Source organism: Comamonas sp. A23, assembly GCF_004522605.1.
Classification (GTDB): domain Bacteria; phylum Pseudomonadota; class Gammaproteobacteria; order Burkholderiales; family Burkholderiaceae_C; genus Comamonas; species Comamonas thiooxydans.
In genome coordinates this window covers 671,048-686,339 of record NZ_RSDT01000001.1, presented here as the reverse complement: position 1 = coordinate 686,339, position 15,292 = coordinate 671,048, and the positions used below count along the sequence as shown (strand labels likewise).

At 60.9% G+C, this 15,292-nt stretch carries 9 protein-coding genes; 7 read left to right on the top strand and 2 right to left on the bottom strand.

The features are described from left to right. Positions 1-77: 77 nt before the first annotated feature. Positions 78-1,322 carry a 2-oxoglutarate dehydrogenase complex dihydrolipoyllysine-residue succinyltransferase gene (gene odhB / locus EIC84_RS03160; RefSeq protein WP_003069881.1) on the bottom strand — a complete coding sequence of 415 codons (1,245 nt, stop codon included), beginning with the start codon at positions 1,320-1,322 and terminating at the stop codon, positions 78-80. Positions 1,323-1,385: 63 nt separating this feature from the next. After that, entirely contained in the window at positions 1,386-4,265 is a 2,880-nt protein-coding gene (locus EIC84_RS03155) for a 2-oxoglutarate dehydrogenase E1 component (protein WP_003055529.1), read from the bottom strand. 220 nt (positions 4,266-4,485) lie between these two features. On the opposite strand from EIC84_RS03155, the gene EIC84_RS03150 reads away from it, so the two are divergent. From EIC84_RS03150 to selB, 7 genes are all read left to right on the top strand, one after another. Then, positions 4,486-5,661: an AI-2E family transporter gene (locus EIC84_RS03150; RefSeq protein WP_057092194.1), complete on the top strand. Its 1,176-nt coding sequence runs from the start codon at positions 4,486-4,488 to the stop codon at positions 5,659-5,661. Between the two features lie 233 nt (positions 5,662-5,894). Continuing rightward, a complete protein-coding gene (gene fdnG, locus EIC84_RS03140; protein ID WP_145914916.1) occupies positions 5,895-8,960 on the top strand; it encodes a formate dehydrogenase-N subunit alpha in 3,066 nt (1,021 codons plus the stop codon). 12 nt (positions 8,961-8,972) lie between these two features. Next, positions 8,973-9,902, top strand: a complete 930-nt coding sequence (fdxH, locus tag EIC84_RS03135; RefSeq protein ID WP_003079546.1) for a formate dehydrogenase subunit beta — start codon at positions 8,973-8,975, stop codon at positions 9,900-9,902. Continuing rightward, entirely contained in the window at positions 9,899-10,525 is a 627-nt protein-coding gene (locus EIC84_RS03130) for a formate dehydrogenase subunit gamma (protein ID WP_003066500.1), read from the top strand. The genes fdxH and EIC84_RS03130 overlap by 4 nt, the downstream gene beginning before the upstream one ends. A gap of 82 nt (positions 10,526-10,607) precedes the next feature. Further along, entirely contained in the window at positions 10,608-11,573 is a 966-nt protein-coding gene (gene fdhE / locus EIC84_RS03125; protein WP_003066497.1) for a formate dehydrogenase accessory protein FdhE, read from the top strand. Between the two features lie 88 nt (positions 11,574-11,661). Continuing rightward, positions 11,662-13,101, top strand: coding sequence for an L-seryl-tRNA(Sec) selenium transferase (selA, locus tag EIC84_RS03120; RefSeq protein ID WP_003066495.1), 1,440 nt, complete (start codon positions 11,662-11,664; stop codon positions 13,099-13,101). A gap of 96 nt (positions 13,102-13,197) precedes the next feature. Next, positions 13,198-15,123 (top strand): selenocysteine-specific translation elongation factor, encoded by a 1,926-nt coding sequence (gene selB, locus EIC84_RS03115; RefSeq protein ID WP_003066493.1) that lies wholly within the window; start codon positions 13,198-13,200, stop codon positions 15,121-15,123. The last annotated feature ends 169 nt before the right edge of the window (positions 15,124-15,292 follow it).

Genomic DNA, 15,292 nt, shown 5'->3' with positions numbered 1-15,292 from the left:
TGAATCTTTTCTCTGTTTAACTCGAAAAAAGCCCACCGCTTTTGGTGGTGGGCTTTGTAGAAGCTCGATCTGCTGAATTACAGATCAAACAGGAGGCGAGAAGGATCTTCCAGCGCGTCCTTCATGGCCACCAGGCTCAGCACGGCTTCGCGGCCGTCGATGATGCGGTGGTCATAGGACATGGCCAGGTAGTTCATGGGACGGATCACGATCTGACCGTTCTCGACCACGGCGCGATCCTTGGTGGCGTGCACGCCCAGAATGGCGGACTGAGGGGGGTTGATGATGGGGGTGGACATCATCGAGCCGAAGGTGCCGCCATTGGAGATGGAGAAGGTGCCGCCGGTCATTTCTTCAATGCCCAGCTTGCCTTCCTTGGCCTTCTGACCGAATTCGACAATCTTCTTTTCGATGTCGGCAAAGCTCATCTGGTCTGCATTGCGCAGGATGGGCACCACCAGGCCGCGAGGCGAGCTCACAGCGATACCGATGTCGAAGTAGCCGTGGTAGACGATGTCGTTGCCGTCGATGGAGGCATTGACTGCGGGGAACTTCTTCAGGGCATGCACTGCAGCCTTGACGAAAAAGGACATGAAGCCCAGCTTCACGCCATGTTCCTTGGTGAACTGGTCCTGGAACTTCTTGCGCAGTTCCATCACGGGAGCCATGTTCACTTCGTTGAACGTGGTCAGGATGGCGTTGGTGGCCTGGGATTGCAGCAGACGCTCGGCAATACGGGCGCGCAGACGTGTCATGGGCACGCGCTGCTCGGGACGGTCGCCCAGGTTTTCCTTGGTCACGGGAGCTGCCACCTGAGGCAGAGCCGCCTTGGGAGCGCCGGTGGGGATGGCTGCGCCAGCCTTGATGGCACCCAGAGCGTCACCCTTGGTCACGCGGCCGTCCTTGCCTGTGCCGGCCACGTTGGCAGCGGACAGGTTGTTGTCGGCCAGGATCTTGGCAGCAGCAGGCATGGCCACGCCGCTCTTGTCGGCGCTGGCAGGAGCGGCGGCCACGGGGGCAGCAGCAGGAGTCGCAGCAGCAGCAGCGGGGGCGGCAGCAGGAGCAGCGGCGCCTGCGACGGCTTCGGAGTCGATCTTGGCGATCACTTGCTCGGCAGCCACGGTTGCGCCGTCGCCTTGCAGGATTTCGGTGATCACGCCAGCCGAAGGAGCGGGCACTTCCAGCACGACCTTGTCGGTTTCGATTTCGATGAGGATTTCATCGACGGCCACGGCCTCGCCGACCTTTTTCTTCCAGGTCAGCATGGTGGCTTCAGTGATGGATTCGGACAGCTGGGGGACTTTAACTTCAACGATTGCCATTTTGAATTCTTTCCAAAGATGTTTCTTGTGCCCCCTGTCCTCGGACAGGGGGTGTCGCCTGTATTACTTGGTCAGGACAAAGCCCTTGAGCTTGGCGAATGCGCCTTCCACCAGTGCCTTTTGTTGCTCTTGGTGCAGATGTGCGTAGCCAACGGCGGGCGAAGCGGACGCAGCGCGACCGGAGTAGCCCAGCTTCTGGCCTTCACGCATGTTCTCGTGGATGTTGTGCTGGATGAAGAACCAGGCACCCTGGTTCTGAGGCTCATCCTGGCACCACACGATGTCAGTAGCGTTGGCGTACTTCTTCACTTCGGCGGCGAACGCCTTGTGGGGGAAGGGATACAGCTGCTCGACGCGGATGATGGCGACGTCCTTGGATTCCTTCTCGGCACGCTTCTTGACCAGATCGTAGTACACCTTGCCCGAGCAGGCGATGATGCGCTTGACCTTGGCAGCGTTCTTGACGATGGTTTCGTCCTGCTCGGGGATCACGGTCTGGAAACCACCAGAGGTGAATTCGGACAGGGGCGACGTGGCGTCCTTGTTACGCAGCAGCGACTTGGGAGTCATGATGACCAGCGGCTTGCGCAGGCCACGAACCATCTGGCGACGCAGCACGTGGAAGATCTGGCTGGCCGTTGTGGGCTGCACGATCTGCATATTGGTGTCGGCAGCCAGCTGCATGAAGCGCTCCAGACGCGCCGAGCTGTGCTCGGGGCCCTGGCCTTCATAGCCGTGAGGCAGCATCAGTGTCAGGCCGTTGACACGACCCCACTTCACTTCACCCGATGCGATGAACTGGTCGATCACCACCTGGGCGCCGTTGGCGAAGTCGCCGAACTGGGCTTCCCACACCACCAGGGTGTTGGGATCGTTCGATGCATAGCCGTATTCAAAGCCCAGCACGGCCTCTTCGGACAGGATGGAGTCGATCACGACAAACGGAGCCTGATTCTCGGCAGCGTTCTGCAAAGGAATATATGTGCCCTCGTCCCACTTTTCACGCTTCTGGTCATGAACCACGGCGTGACGGTGCGTGAAGGTGCCGCGACCCGAGTCTTCACCCGACAGACGCACTGGATAGCCGGAAGCGACCAGGGAGCCGAAGGCCATGGTTTCACCCATGCCCCAGTCCACGTTCACATCGCCGCGGCCCATGGCTGCGCGGTCGTCGTACACCTTCTTGACCAGAGCATGAGGATTCACGCTGGCAGGCAGGGTCGTGATCTTCTCGGCCAGGCGCTTCCACTCGGTCAGAGGGATGGCAGTGTCGCCGGCGTCGGTCCAGGTCTTGCCCACGAAGGGGCTCCAGTCCACTGCGTACTTGCTCTTGAAGTTGGTCAGCACCACGTCCTGGGTGTGACGGCCTTCGTCCATGGCGGCACGATAGGCCTTGACCATATCGTCGCCCAGCGTGTCGCCCAGGCCCTGCGTCGCCAGCTTGTCTGCGTACAGCTTGCGCGTGCCGGGGTGGGCAGCGATCTTCTTGTACATCAGAGGCTGTGTCAGTGCAGGTGTGTCCTGCTCGTTGTGACCCAGCTTGCGGAAGCAGATGATGTCGACCACCACGTCCTTGGAGAACTCCATACGGAATTCCAGGGCCAGCTGCATGGCCAGGCACACGGCTTCGGGATCATCGCCATTCACGTGCAGCACGGGCGACTCGATCATCTTGACGATGTCGGTGCAATACAGCGTGGAACGCAGGTCGCGAGGGTCAGAGGTCGTGAAACCGATCTGGTTGTTGATGATGATGTGAACCGTACCGCCGGTGGTGTAGCCACGGGTTTCGGACAGTGCCAGGGTTTCCTGGTTCACGCCCTGGCCGGCGAAGGCTGCGTCACCGTGCACCAGCACGGGCAGCACTTGCTTGCCCATGGGGTCGTCGCGACGGTCCATGCGCGAGCGCACCGAACCTTCCACCACGGGGTTGACGATTTCCAGGTGCGAGGGATTGAAGGCCAGCGACAGGTGAACGGGGCCGCCCTTGGCAGACACGTCAGAGCTGAAGCCCTGGTGGTACTTCACGTCACCGGCAGGCAGATCTTCAGGAGCGGTGTGGTCGAACTCGGCAAACAGATCCTTGGGCGCCTTGCCCAGGGTATTGACCAGCACGTTCAGACGGCCGCGGTGAGCCATGCCGATCACGACTTCCTGCACGCCCTTGGCGCTGGCGGAGTTGATCAGCTCGTCCATGGCGGCGATGAAGGACTCGCCACCTTCCAGCGAGAAGCGCTTCTGGCCCACATACTTGGTATGCAGATAACGCTCCAGACCTTCAGCAGCGGTCAGGCGGTCCAGGATGCGCTTTTTCTCGTCCGCATTGAAGACGGGCTTGGAGCGGATCGATTCCAGGCGTTGCTGCCACCAGCGCTTCTGATTTTGATTGGTGGCATACATGTACTCGGCGCCCAGGGTGCCGCAGTAGGTTTCGCGCAGAGCATTCATCAGCTCGCGCAGAGTCATGCTTTCCTTGCCGAAGAAAGTGTTGCTGGTGTTGAACACCACTTCCTGGTCGGCGTCGGTGAAGCCGTAGAAGGAAGGCTCCAGCTCGGGAATTTCGGGGCGCTCGGTGCGCTTCAGAGGATCCAGATCGGCCCAGCGTTGACCCACGTTGCGGTAGGCTGCAATCAGCTGCTGCACGGCCGTGCGTTTGCGACCCAGCTCGGAGTCAGCGCCGGAAGCCACCACCACCTTGGTACCGCCCTGCTTTGCGCGCTCTGCGAAAGCATTGATCACGGGCAGGTGGGGAACGTCCTTGTTGTCGGTGCCGTCGACTGCAGGCACATGCTGCAGGGCATCGAAGTATTCACGCCAGGAATCGGGAACGCTGCCGGGGTTGGCCAGGTAGTTCTCGTACATCTCTTCGACATAAGGCGCATTGCCGCCGAACAGATAGGTGTTGCCTTGATAGGCTTGATAGATCGTTGACTGATCGCTCATATCTCGCTGACCTCCGCTTTCCTTCGGAAAGCATTAGCTGGTTTGTAGAACCTCCCGCGACACGGCTGTACCGATTGGCGGATGCGACTGTGGCTGGGGAAGGGCCTTGAGTTGCGGCAGCCATTGTGCCACTGTTCAAAGTCTTGGTCTTATAAAAGACAAGATGTTTACACCCCTGGGAGTCGCTTACATTGCGGGAACTCCATAAACAAGGACTCGCATGCCGCTTTTGCCGCTTCACAAACGTGCATTCATTCTTCTTTTAATAGCAGTAACCGCAGGATTCGGCTTGGTTCTAGAGGAATATGCCGTAGCCATCTTCTGGGGCGTGGTGTTTGCCATCGTCTTCGCCCCCCTGCACCGCAAGCTGCTGATGCGCATGCCCAACAAGCCCACGCTGGCCGCGTTGGCAACCTTGCTAATTAGTCTGGTAATGGTCATTTTGCCGCTGTCTCTGATAGGCCTCTCGCTCATCAAGGAGACTGCCGCCATCTACGATCGAATCAGCAGCGGCAACCTGTCCGCCGGCAGCTACGTGGAGCAAGTCTTCAATGCACTGCCATCCTGGCTGACGCCATGGATGGAAAAACTGCACCTGGGCACTCTGGAGGAAATCCAGACCAAGCTCTCCAACATCGCCCTGCAGGCCAGCAAGCTCGCCGCCACCAAGGCTGTGGGGCTGGGTCAGAACACCCTGGGCTTTGTGGTGGGCTTTGGCGTCATGCTCTACCTGATCTTTTTTCTGCTGCGTGACGGCAAGGAGTTGGTCGCACGCATCTGGGCAGCCACGCCGCTCGCACCCGAACACAAGCGCGAACTGGCCATCAAGTTCATTACCGTCATCCGGGCCACAGTCAAGGGCAATCTGGCCGTTGCAGCCGCCCAGGGCGCGCTGGGTGGGCTGATTTTCTGGATTCTGGGCATTCAGGGCGCAGTACTCTGGGCCGTGGTCATGGCCTTTCTGTCGCTGCTGCCAGCAGTGGGGGCAGGCCTTGTCTGGGGGCCGGTGGCTATCTACTTTCTGGCCACGGGCGCCGTCACCAAGGGGCTGATCCTTGCCGCTTATGGTGTGCTGGTCATCGGCCTGGTGGACAACGTGTTGCGCCCCCTGCTGGTCGGCAAGGACACCAAGATGCCCGACTATGTGGTTCTGATCTCCACCCTGGGGGGCATGGCCTTGTTCGGTCTTTCGGGCTTTGTGCTCGGTCCCGCCATTGCCGCCCTGTTCATGGCGGCCTGGGAGTTGTTTGCCACCATGCAGGAGCAGGAGGAAAAGCTGCTGAACCGGGAAATCGCGCAAAAGCGCACAACAACCGATCCGCAACAACCTGTAGAAGGCCCTGCTCCCACCGTCGCTCCCCCTCCTGCCGAAACACGCAAAAGCGACACAGATTAGGGATTTCCTGTTCAGCCCGGCCTGCTGACCGATGGCTTTTCGAGCAGAAAGTTGATAGGTTTAGAGGTGCAGGTTGAAAACTATCGCCGTCATTAAGAAAAACAAAAACGAAACATAAAACTCAAAGTCGCTCAACGTTAGTCAAGAATTAAGGGTTTGTAACTGCTATCAAAAATGGGGGGGGTCGTAAAATTTGCTTTCACATAAGCGTTCATACGAAAAGGTACCCCACAATGGACCAATTCTCCAGACGCCAGTTCATGAAAGTGACTGGTTCGACTCTGGCGGGTTCAAGCTTGGCGCTGATGGGCTTCTCACCCACAGCCGCCCTTGCTGAGGTGCGACAGTACAAACTGTCAGCCACCACCGTAACCCGTCAAACCTGCACCTACTGCTCCGTAGGCTGCGGCATCCTCATGTACTCCCTGGGCGACGGCGGGAAAAACTCCCGTCTGTCCGTGATGCACGTGGAAGGCGACCCGGATCATCCGGTCAATCGCGGCACGCTGTGCCCCAAGGGTGCATCGCTGCTGGACTTTGTCCACAGCCCCAGCCGCCTCAAGTACCCCGAATACCGCGCCCCCGGCTCGTCCGAGTGGAAGCGCATGTCCTGGGACGAGGCACTGAACCGCATCGCCAAGCTGCTCAAGGAAGACCGCGACGCCAATTTCGTTGAAACCAACGAAAAAGGCCAGAAGGTCAACCGCTGGCTGACCACCGGCATGCTGGCCGCTTCGGCCTCCAGCAACGAAGCCGGCTACATCACACACAAAGTGGCCCGCTCCTGGGGCCTTCTTGCACTCGATAACCAAGCACGTGTCTGACACGGCCCGACGGTGGCAGGTCTTGCCCCGACGTTTGGCCGTGGAGCGATGACGAACCATTGGGTCGACATCAAGAACGCGGACGTTATTTTGATCATGGGCGGCAATGCCGCCGAAGCACACCCCTGCGGCTTCAAGTGGGTGACCGAAGCGAAGGAGCACAACAAGGCTCACTTCATGGTGGTCGATCCGCGCTTCAACCGCTCGGCATCCGTGGCTGACTTCTATGCGCCGATCCGCTCCGGCTCGGACATCGTCTTCCTCGGCGGCGTGATCAATTACCTGCTGACCAACGACAGGATCCACCACGAGTATGTGAAGAACTACACGGACTTCTCATTCATCGTGCGCGAGGACTTTGCGTTCGACGAAGGTATTTTCTCCGGCTACAACCCTGAAAAGCGTACCTATGACAAGGCGTCGTGGGACTACGAACTGGGCGAAGACGGCTTCGTGAAGGTGGACCCCACTCTGGAACACCCTCGCTGCGTCTATCAGTGGCTCAAGAAGCACTACGCCGGCTATACCCCCGAGAAGGTGGAATCCATCTGCGGCACACCCAAGGAAAAATTCCTGCACGTGTGCGAGAAGCTTGCTTCGACCGCCGAAGCCGGCCGTGTTGCCACCATCCTGTACGCACTGGGCTGGACCCAGCACACCACGGGTGCGCAGATCCTGCGTACCGGTGCCATGATCCAGCTGCTGCTGGGCAATATCGGTGTCGCTGGCGGCGGCATGAACGCGCTGCGCGGCCACTCCAACATCCAGGGCCTGACGGACCTGGGCATCCTGTCTGCTTCGCTTCCCGGGTACCTGACGCTGCCGAACGAAGCCGAACAGGACTACAACCAGTACATCGCCACTCGCACGCCAAAGCTGCTGCGTCCCGGTCAGATGAATTACTGGTCGAACACGCCCAAGTTCCATGTCAGCCTGATGAAGGCATGGTGGGGCCCGGCCGCAACTGCTGAAAACAACTGGGCGTTCGACTATCTGCCCAAGTTGGACAAGCAGTACGACATGCTGCAGATCTTCGAGATGATGACGCAGGGCAAGGTCAACGGCTATATCGCTCAAGGCTTCAACCCCTTGGCGGCTCTGGCCAACAGCAACAGCGTGCGCGACGGTCTCAAGAAGCTGAAGTTCCTGGTCATCATGGATCCGCTGGTTACGGAAACTTCGGAATTCTGGAAGAACCACGGCGAATTCAACGACGTGGACTCGGCTTCGATTCAAACCGAGGTGTTCCGCCTGCCAACCACTTGCTTCGCTGAAGAAGACGGTGCCGTGGTCAGTTCCTCGCGCGTGCTGCAGTGGCACTGGAAAGCTGCCGAGCCCCCAGGAGAGGCCAAGACCGACATTGCCATCATGTCCGGTCTGCACCTGCGCCTGAAGGCTCTCTATCAGAAGGACGGCGGCAAGTTCTCCGAGCCCATCACCAATCTGTACTGGCCTTATGCCGAAGCCGATCACCCCTCTTCCGAGGAAGTGGCCAAGGAATACAACGGTCGTGCGCTGGTGGATCTGTTCGATCCCAAGGACCCCACCAAGCTCATCCGCAAGGCCGGCGAGCAGTTGGCGGGCTTTGGCGAAATGCGCGATGACGGCACCACCCTGGGTGGCTGCTGGATCTGGGCTGGCAGCTGGACCTCTTCCGGCAACCAGATGGCTCGTCGTGACAACAGCGATCCCACAGGCATAGGCAACACGCTGAACTGGGCCTGGGCCTGGCCTGCGAATCGCCGCGTGCTTTACAACCGCGCGTCTTGCGACCGCCAGGGCAAGCCCTTCAACCCCGAACGCGTGCTGATCAAGTGGAACGGCAAGCAGTGGGGTGGAGCGGACGTGCCGGACGTGGCCGTGGGCCTGGATCCCGAGGTGATCAATCCCTTCATCATGAACCCCGAAGGGGTGGCCCGTCTGTTTGCCCGCAAGGGCATGGCAGAAGGTCCGTTCCCCACGCACTACGAGGCGTTTGACAACCCGCTGGGCTACAACCCCATGTACCCCAACAACAAGCAGGCCGTCATCAGCCCCGTGATGCGCATCCTGGCAACTGCCAAGGACACGCAGGGCGACCCCAAGGACTACCCGCATGTAGGCACGACCTACCGCCTGACCGAGCACTTCCATTACTGGACCAAGCATGTTCAGCTGAACAACATCGTTCAGCCCGAGCAGTTCGTGGAAATCGGCGAGGCACTGGGCAAGGAACTGGGCATAGAGACCGGCCAGAAGGTCAAGGTTTCGTCCAAGCGCGGTTTCGTGAAGGCGGTTGCCGTGGTGACCAAGCGCATCAAGCCCATGAAGATCGATGGCAAGACCATCCATCATGTGGGTGTGCCTATTCACTGGGGCTTCTCCACGACGGGACGCAAGGGCTATCTGGCGAACAACCTGACAGCCTCCGTGGGTGACGGTAACAGCTTGACCCCTGAATCCAAGACCTTCCTCGTGAAGGTGGAAAAGATCTAAGGAGCCACGCTGATGTCCTCAACCATGTCTCTCGATATCAAACGCCGCTCGGCCACGACGACCCCCGCACCCAGCGCACGCGGTGCGCACGCGGGGGAAGTCGCCAAGCTGATCGACGTCTCCAAATGCATTGGCTGCAAGGCTTGCCAGACCGCCTGCATGGAGTGGAACGACCTTCGCGACGAAATCGGCACGGTTGCCGCAGGCGTCTACGACAACCCGACGGATCTGACGTCGGAGTCTTGGACCGTGATGCGCTTTGCCGAGTACGAAAACGAAGCCACAGGCAACCTGGAGTGGCTGATCCGCAAGGACGGCTGCATGCACTGCGAAGACCCGGGCTGCCTGAAGGCCTGTCCCTCGCCTGGCGCCATCGTCCAATATGCCAACGGCATCGTGGACTTCCAGCAAGACCAGTGCGTGGGCTGCGGCTACTGCGTCACGGGCTGCCCCTTCAACATTCCGCGCATCTCCAAGAAGGACAACAAGGCGTACAAGTGCACCTTGTGTTCGGATCGCGTGGCTGTTGGCCAGGAGCCCGCCTGCGTCAAGACCTGCCCCACGGGCGCTATCCAGTTTGGCACCAAGGAAGCCATGCAGGAGCAAGCGTCCCGCCGTGTCGTGGACCTCAAGGAACGCGGCTACGAAAAAGCAGGCCTCTACGACCCGCAAGGCGTGGGCGGCACGCACGTGATGTACGTTCTGCATCACGCGGACAAACCTTCGCTGTACAAGGGCCTGCCGGACGATCCGTCCATCAGCCCCATGGTGTCGCTGTGGAAGGGTGTAGCCAAGCCTCTGGCCATGGCCGCACTGGGTGCAGCCGCAATCGGCAGCCTGTTCCACTACATCACCAAGGGACCCAACGACGTGTCCAAGGACCTTGAGGATGAAATGGAACGCAAGGACGCCGAAGCGCTGAACAAGGAGAACGGCAAATGAAACGCAATCCTCGCGACCTCGTGCGCTACAACGCATCGGAGCGCGCCAACCACTGGGTGGTAGGCATTTGCTTCATCTTGCTGGCCCTGTCTGGTCTGGCGTTCTTTCACCCGGCCTTCTTCTGGTTGACCAATCTGTTCGGTGGCGGTCCCTGGACCCGCATCCTGCACCCCTACATCGGGGTTGTCATGGGCGCATTCTTCGTCATCATGGCCTGCCGTTTTGCCAAGCTCAACATCGTTGAGCCGCGCGACATCGAATGGCTCAAGAACGTCAACAAGATGATCGATGGCGACGACCACGACATGCCCGAACAGGGCAAATACAACGGTGGTCAGAAGCTGTTGTTCTGGGGCCTGGTAATCGGCATGCTGCTGATCGTGATCACCGGCTTTCTGATGTGGCGCGCCTGGTGGACATTGCCGGTCAACGTGGTGCGAGCGGCCTCGGTGGTTCACGCCATCGCTGCCGTGTGGATGATCGGCCTGATCATCATGCACGTGTATGCCGCCATCTGGACTCGTGGCACCATTCGCGCCATGCTTTATGGCACAGTAACGCGAGCCTGGGCCAAGCAACACCACCGCGGCTGGTACCGCAAGATGACGGGTGACAACGACTAAGGTTTTTAGTCCTCTCCCCTAACAACCCAGCCGCCAAGCGTTTATCGGCGCTCGGCGGCTGATTCATTTGGAAACCCTGTCAATGCAACGCATTCTTCAACCCGGTGAAATCGAAGCACTGGATCACACCAGCTTTCCCCGCATCTTGCTGCCCCAGGTAAGCAGTCTGTTCGCCGAACGCGCTGCACGCCTGCGCCAGCTGGCCAACGGCAATCCCATTGCAGACTATCTGCTGTTTGTGGCCCAGATCATGGATGCGCAGCACAAGGCTGCCGCCACCATCGAGATATCTGCGCCCGATGCCGAACTCATGGCGCGTGCTCAGGAGCACTCCATGCCCCTGCTGCCCGCAGTGGACACCATCGATCCCGCCTGGCAAGCCGTACTGGACAATATGCTCGACACGCTGCAGGGTAGCGAAGGCCTGCCTGCACCGCTGCAGCCCCTGCTCAAGGAGCTGCGTGCACTGACTCCCGAGACCCGTGCAGACATTGCCAAAAAGCTGTTGCAAAAGGAAGTCGCCGCCCGCCACGTGGGCATGGCACCCTTCATCATGGCTGCGCTGCAAGTGACCTTTGCCAAGCGCTCGGCCAGTCTCAGTGGCCGCGACGTTCCCTACACCGACCCCGCTAGCATCTGCCCCGTCTGCGCCAGCGAGCCTGTGGCCAGCGTCATCCGCATTGGCGGCAAAGTGGCCGGTCACCGTTACGCTCATTGCGGCACCTGTGCCTGCGAATGGCATATGGTTCGCGTCAAGTGCACGCACTGCGAATCGACCAAGGGCATCCACTACCAGGGCATTGACGGTTCGGGCGAAGAAGTTCTGGCCGAGACATGCGACGAATGCGGCAGCTACCGCAAGATCGTGAATCAGGAAAAGAACCCCATGGTCGAACCTCTCGTCGACGATCTGGCCAGCCTGATGCTGGATCTGCTGATGAGCGAGACCCAGTTCCAGCGCGCCAGCGCCAATCCTCTGTTGTTTGTGGCCGTGGCCGAAGAGCAGCAAGGCGAGGCCGATCACGAACTGGTGGACCCTGCGGCGTAAACCTGCCGGCTCCAACCGCCACCATAATGAAGGCGGCAGGAACTCCTGCCGCCTTTTTCATTTTTTGACGACCCGACACACCTTGGCCATGAGCAATACCGCAGCGACCGCCCCTGAAATTTCGCACCCATCTCAGCTTCCCGCCGTGGACAAGGTCTTGCTCGCGATCGAGATGCAGGTGCTGCGCGAGTCCTACGGCCTCGATGCCTGCACCAAGGCAGTCCGCGATGTGCTGACGGGGTTGCGCCAGCAGCTCCTGGGTTTTGCCGATCAGCCTGGCCAGAGCGTGCAGGCCGACATCGCCAGCATCGTGCAAGCTGCGCAGCGCCAGCTTCAGGCCCGGTTTGCGCCACGCCTGCAAGCCGTCTTCAATCTCACCGGCACGGTGCTGCACACCAACCTGGGCCGCGCATTGCTGCCGCAGGCCGCGATCGATGCCGTGGTACAGGCCATGAACTCCCCGGCCAACCTGGAATATGACCTTGAAGATGGCGGTCGCGGCGATCGCGACGATCTGGTCGAGTCGCTGATCTGCGAGCTGACCGGCGCTGAAGCCGCCACCGTTGTCAACAACAACGCCGCAGCCGTGCTGCTGGTGCTGTCCACCATGGCCACGGGCAGGGAAGTCGTGGTCTCGCGCGGCGAGCTGGTGGAAATCGGCGGCGCCTTCCGCATTCCCGATGTCATGACCCGCGCCGGCGCCAGGCTCGTCGAGGTCGGCACCACCAACCGCACGCATGAGAAAGACTATGCAGAGGCCATAGACGAGAACACGGCCGCGCTCATGAAGGTGCACTGCAGCAACTACGCCATCACCGGCTTTACCAAGGCGGTGAGCGACGCCGATGTCGCCCGCATTGCGCACGACAGCAATCTGCCGATGATTGTGGACCTGGGCAGCGGCACGCTGATCGACATGCGCGACTGGGGCCTGCCCTATGAAGTCACGGTGCGCGAGACGGTCGAGTCCGGTGCCGACATCGTCACCTTCAGTGGCGACAAGCTCCTGGGCGGCCCGCAGGCCGGCATCATCGTCGGCAAAAAGGAGCTGATCACCCAGATCAAGAAGAACCCGCTCAAACGCGCGCTGCGTGTGGGCAAGATCACCCTGGCGGCACTGGAGCCCACGCTGCGCCTGTATCTGAACCCTGAAAAGCTCGCCCAGGAGTTGACCACGCTGCGCCTGTTCACGCGCCAGGCCGCCGACATGCAGATCCAGGCCGAGCAGCTGCAGCCTCTGCTGCAGCAGGCACTGGGCCAGGACTATGTGGTGGAGATCGCGGCCATGAACAGCCAGATCGGCAGCGGCGCCCTGCCCGTGGAAAATCTGCCCAGCTTCGGCCTCAGGATTTATCCGGCCAGCGGCAAGCATGCGGGTCGCCAGCTGACCCGGCTCGAAGCGCGCTTTCGCGCCCTGCCCCGGCCCGTGATCGGGCGGCTGCATGACGATGCGTTGTGGCTGGATCTGCGCTGTCTCGAACACCCGGCGCAGGCCCTGTTTGCCGCGCAGCTGCCGCAGCTGGCCTGAGGCAGTCCCATGGCCCCGGCCCCTGGAATTTATACAAAAACACCTTGCATCGCTTGATACACAAGCGCCAGCAGCCAACAAAACTACAAGCACACCATGATCATCGGAACCGCAGGCCATATCGACCACGGCAAAACCACGCTGGTGCGTGCGCTCACGGGCGTGGAAACCGACCGTCTCAAGGAAGAGAAAGCCCGCGGCATCTCCATAGAGCTCGGTTATGCCTACAGCCCGTTGCCCAACGGCGATGTGCTGGGCATCATCGACGTGCCGGGCCACGAGAAATTCGTCCACACCATGGCCGCCGGAGCCGTGGGCATTGACCACGCCCTGCTGGTCGTGGCTGCCGACGACGGCGTCATGCCCCAGACCCTGGAGCATCTGGAAATTCTGCAGCTGCTGGGTGTCAGGCGTGGCAGCGTGGCGCTGACCAAGGTCGATCGCGTGCTGCCGCAGCGCATTGCCGACGTGCATCGCGAAATCAACGCCATTCTCGGCGTCACTGCACTGGCCGACAGCCCCATCTTCGAGACCAATGCCGCAGAACCCGGCAATGCCGGCGTAAAGGCCTTGCGCGAACATCTGCAGGTGCAGGCCCAGATGATGCAGGCGCGTCCCCGAGACGGACTGTTCCGGCTCGCCGTGGACCGCGTCTTCACGCTGCCGGGCCAGGGCACGGTGGTCACGGGCACGGTCTTCAATGGCCAGGTGCGAGTGGGCGACACGCTGGCGCATTCGACCAGCGGTCAGGCCGTGCGCGTGCGCAGCATTCATGCACAGAACCAGAGCAGCGACAGCGGCGTCGCCGGCCAGCGCTGCGCACTCAATCTGGCGGGCATAGGCAAGGACGAGATCGAACGCGGCGACTGGATCATGGACCCACGCCTGCTGCAGGCCACGGACCGCCTCGACATTCATCTGCACCTGCTCGGCGAAGCGCCCTTGCTGGCCCAGTGGACGCCAGTCCATGTGCACCTGGGCACCAAGCGCACCACGGGCCATGTGGCGCTGCTGCAGGACGAGGCCATAGAGCCCAGCACCGAGGCCCGCGTGCAGTTGGTGCTCGATGCGCCGGTCTTTGCCCTGCCCGGCGACCGCCTGATTCTGCGCAACGCCCAGGCCAGCCGCACCATCGCCGGCGGCATGGTGCTCGACCCCTATGCCCCGAGCCGCAAGCGCCGCAGCGCAGAGCGCATGGCCTACCTCGACGCCATGGAGCAGCTAATCGCCCGCAACGACTTCAGACCGCTGATCGCACAGGCCCCGCACGGCATTGCGCGTTCGCAGCTGGTGCGTCTGAGCGGCCATGCCTTCCCCGAGGCCAGCCTTGCCGACACCATCCAGTTGCCCATCGCCGGCGGCGATGCCCTGGTGCTTGGCCTGCAGCGCTGGCAGCAGTTGCAGACCCAGGTCATCGACAGCCTGGCGCGCTTTCATGAAAAATCGCCCGACGAGCCCGGCGTCAACGCGGCCAGACTGAGGCGCATGGCCTTGCCCGGCCTGCAGCAAGGCAGCTACGACGCGCTCTATCAGGGCCTGGTCGATGCCCTGCTCAACAGCCAGTTGCTAGCCAGCACCGGCGCCTGGCTGCATTTGCCGCAGCACAGCGTGCAGCTGAGCAGCGCCGAGCAGACGCTGGCCGAAAAACTGCTGCCCGCCATTGCTGCAGGCCGCTATGACCCGCCCTGGGTGCGCGATCTGGCGCGCGACCATGCAGCTGGCGAAGAGCTGGTGCGCCAGCTGCTCAAAAAGCTTTCGCGCCAGGGCCAGCTGTTCCAGGTCGTCAAGGATTTGTTCTATGCACCGTCGCGCATGGACGAACTCGCCGCCCTGGTTGCCGACATCGCCAGCCAGCACGCCAGGGGTGAAGTGGAAGCCAGCGCATTCCGCGACGCCACGGGTCTGGGCCGCAAGCGCGCCATCCAGATTCTCGAATTCTTCGACCGAACCGGCTACACGCGCCGCGTGCGCGACGCCCATCTGCTGCGCCCTGATGTTCATTGGAATAGCACGCCACGCTGAGCCTGCAATGAAAATCAGCGGAAATCAGTCCAGATTCCTTATCCCGCTTACGCAACAAGCTATCAAATCAGAATAGAGCCGGATATGCGGCCTTGACGTTCTGTTTGTCATCAGGTGCCGGATTGCTGGCTACAATCACCGTCTTATCTTCTACAAGAGTGGCAACCTC

What these genes read in the sequence shown, in the direction of transcription:
- EIC84_RS03155 (WP_003055529.1), bottom strand. Translation starts at nt 4,265, where the DNA reads ATGAGCGATCAGTCAACGATCTATCAAGCCTATCAAGGCAACACCTAT.
- fdxH (WP_003079546.1), top strand. Translation starts at nt 8,973, where the DNA reads ATGTCCTCAACCATGTCTCTCGATATCAAACGCCGCTCGGCCACGACG.
- fdhE (WP_003066497.1), top strand. Translation starts at nt 10,608, where the DNA reads ATGCAACGCATTCTTCAACCCGGTGAAATCGAAGCACTGGATCACACC.
- odhB (WP_003069881.1), bottom strand. Translation starts at nt 1,322, where the DNA reads ATGGCAATCGTTGAAGTTAAAGTCCCCCAGCTGTCCGAATCCATCACT.
- EIC84_RS03130 (WP_003066500.1), top strand. Translation starts at nt 9,899, where the DNA reads ATGAAACGCAATCCTCGCGACCTCGTGCGCTACAACGCATCGGAGCGC.
- selB (WP_003066493.1), top strand. Translation starts at nt 13,198, where the DNA reads ATGATCATCGGAACCGCAGGCCATATCGACCACGGCAAAACCACGCTG.
- selA (WP_003066495.1), top strand. Translation starts at nt 11,662, where the DNA reads ATGAGCAATACCGCAGCGACCGCCCCTGAAATTTCGCACCCATCTCAG.
- EIC84_RS03150 (WP_057092194.1), top strand. Translation starts at nt 4,486, where the DNA reads ATGCCGCTTTTGCCGCTTCACAAACGTGCATTCATTCTTCTTTTAATA.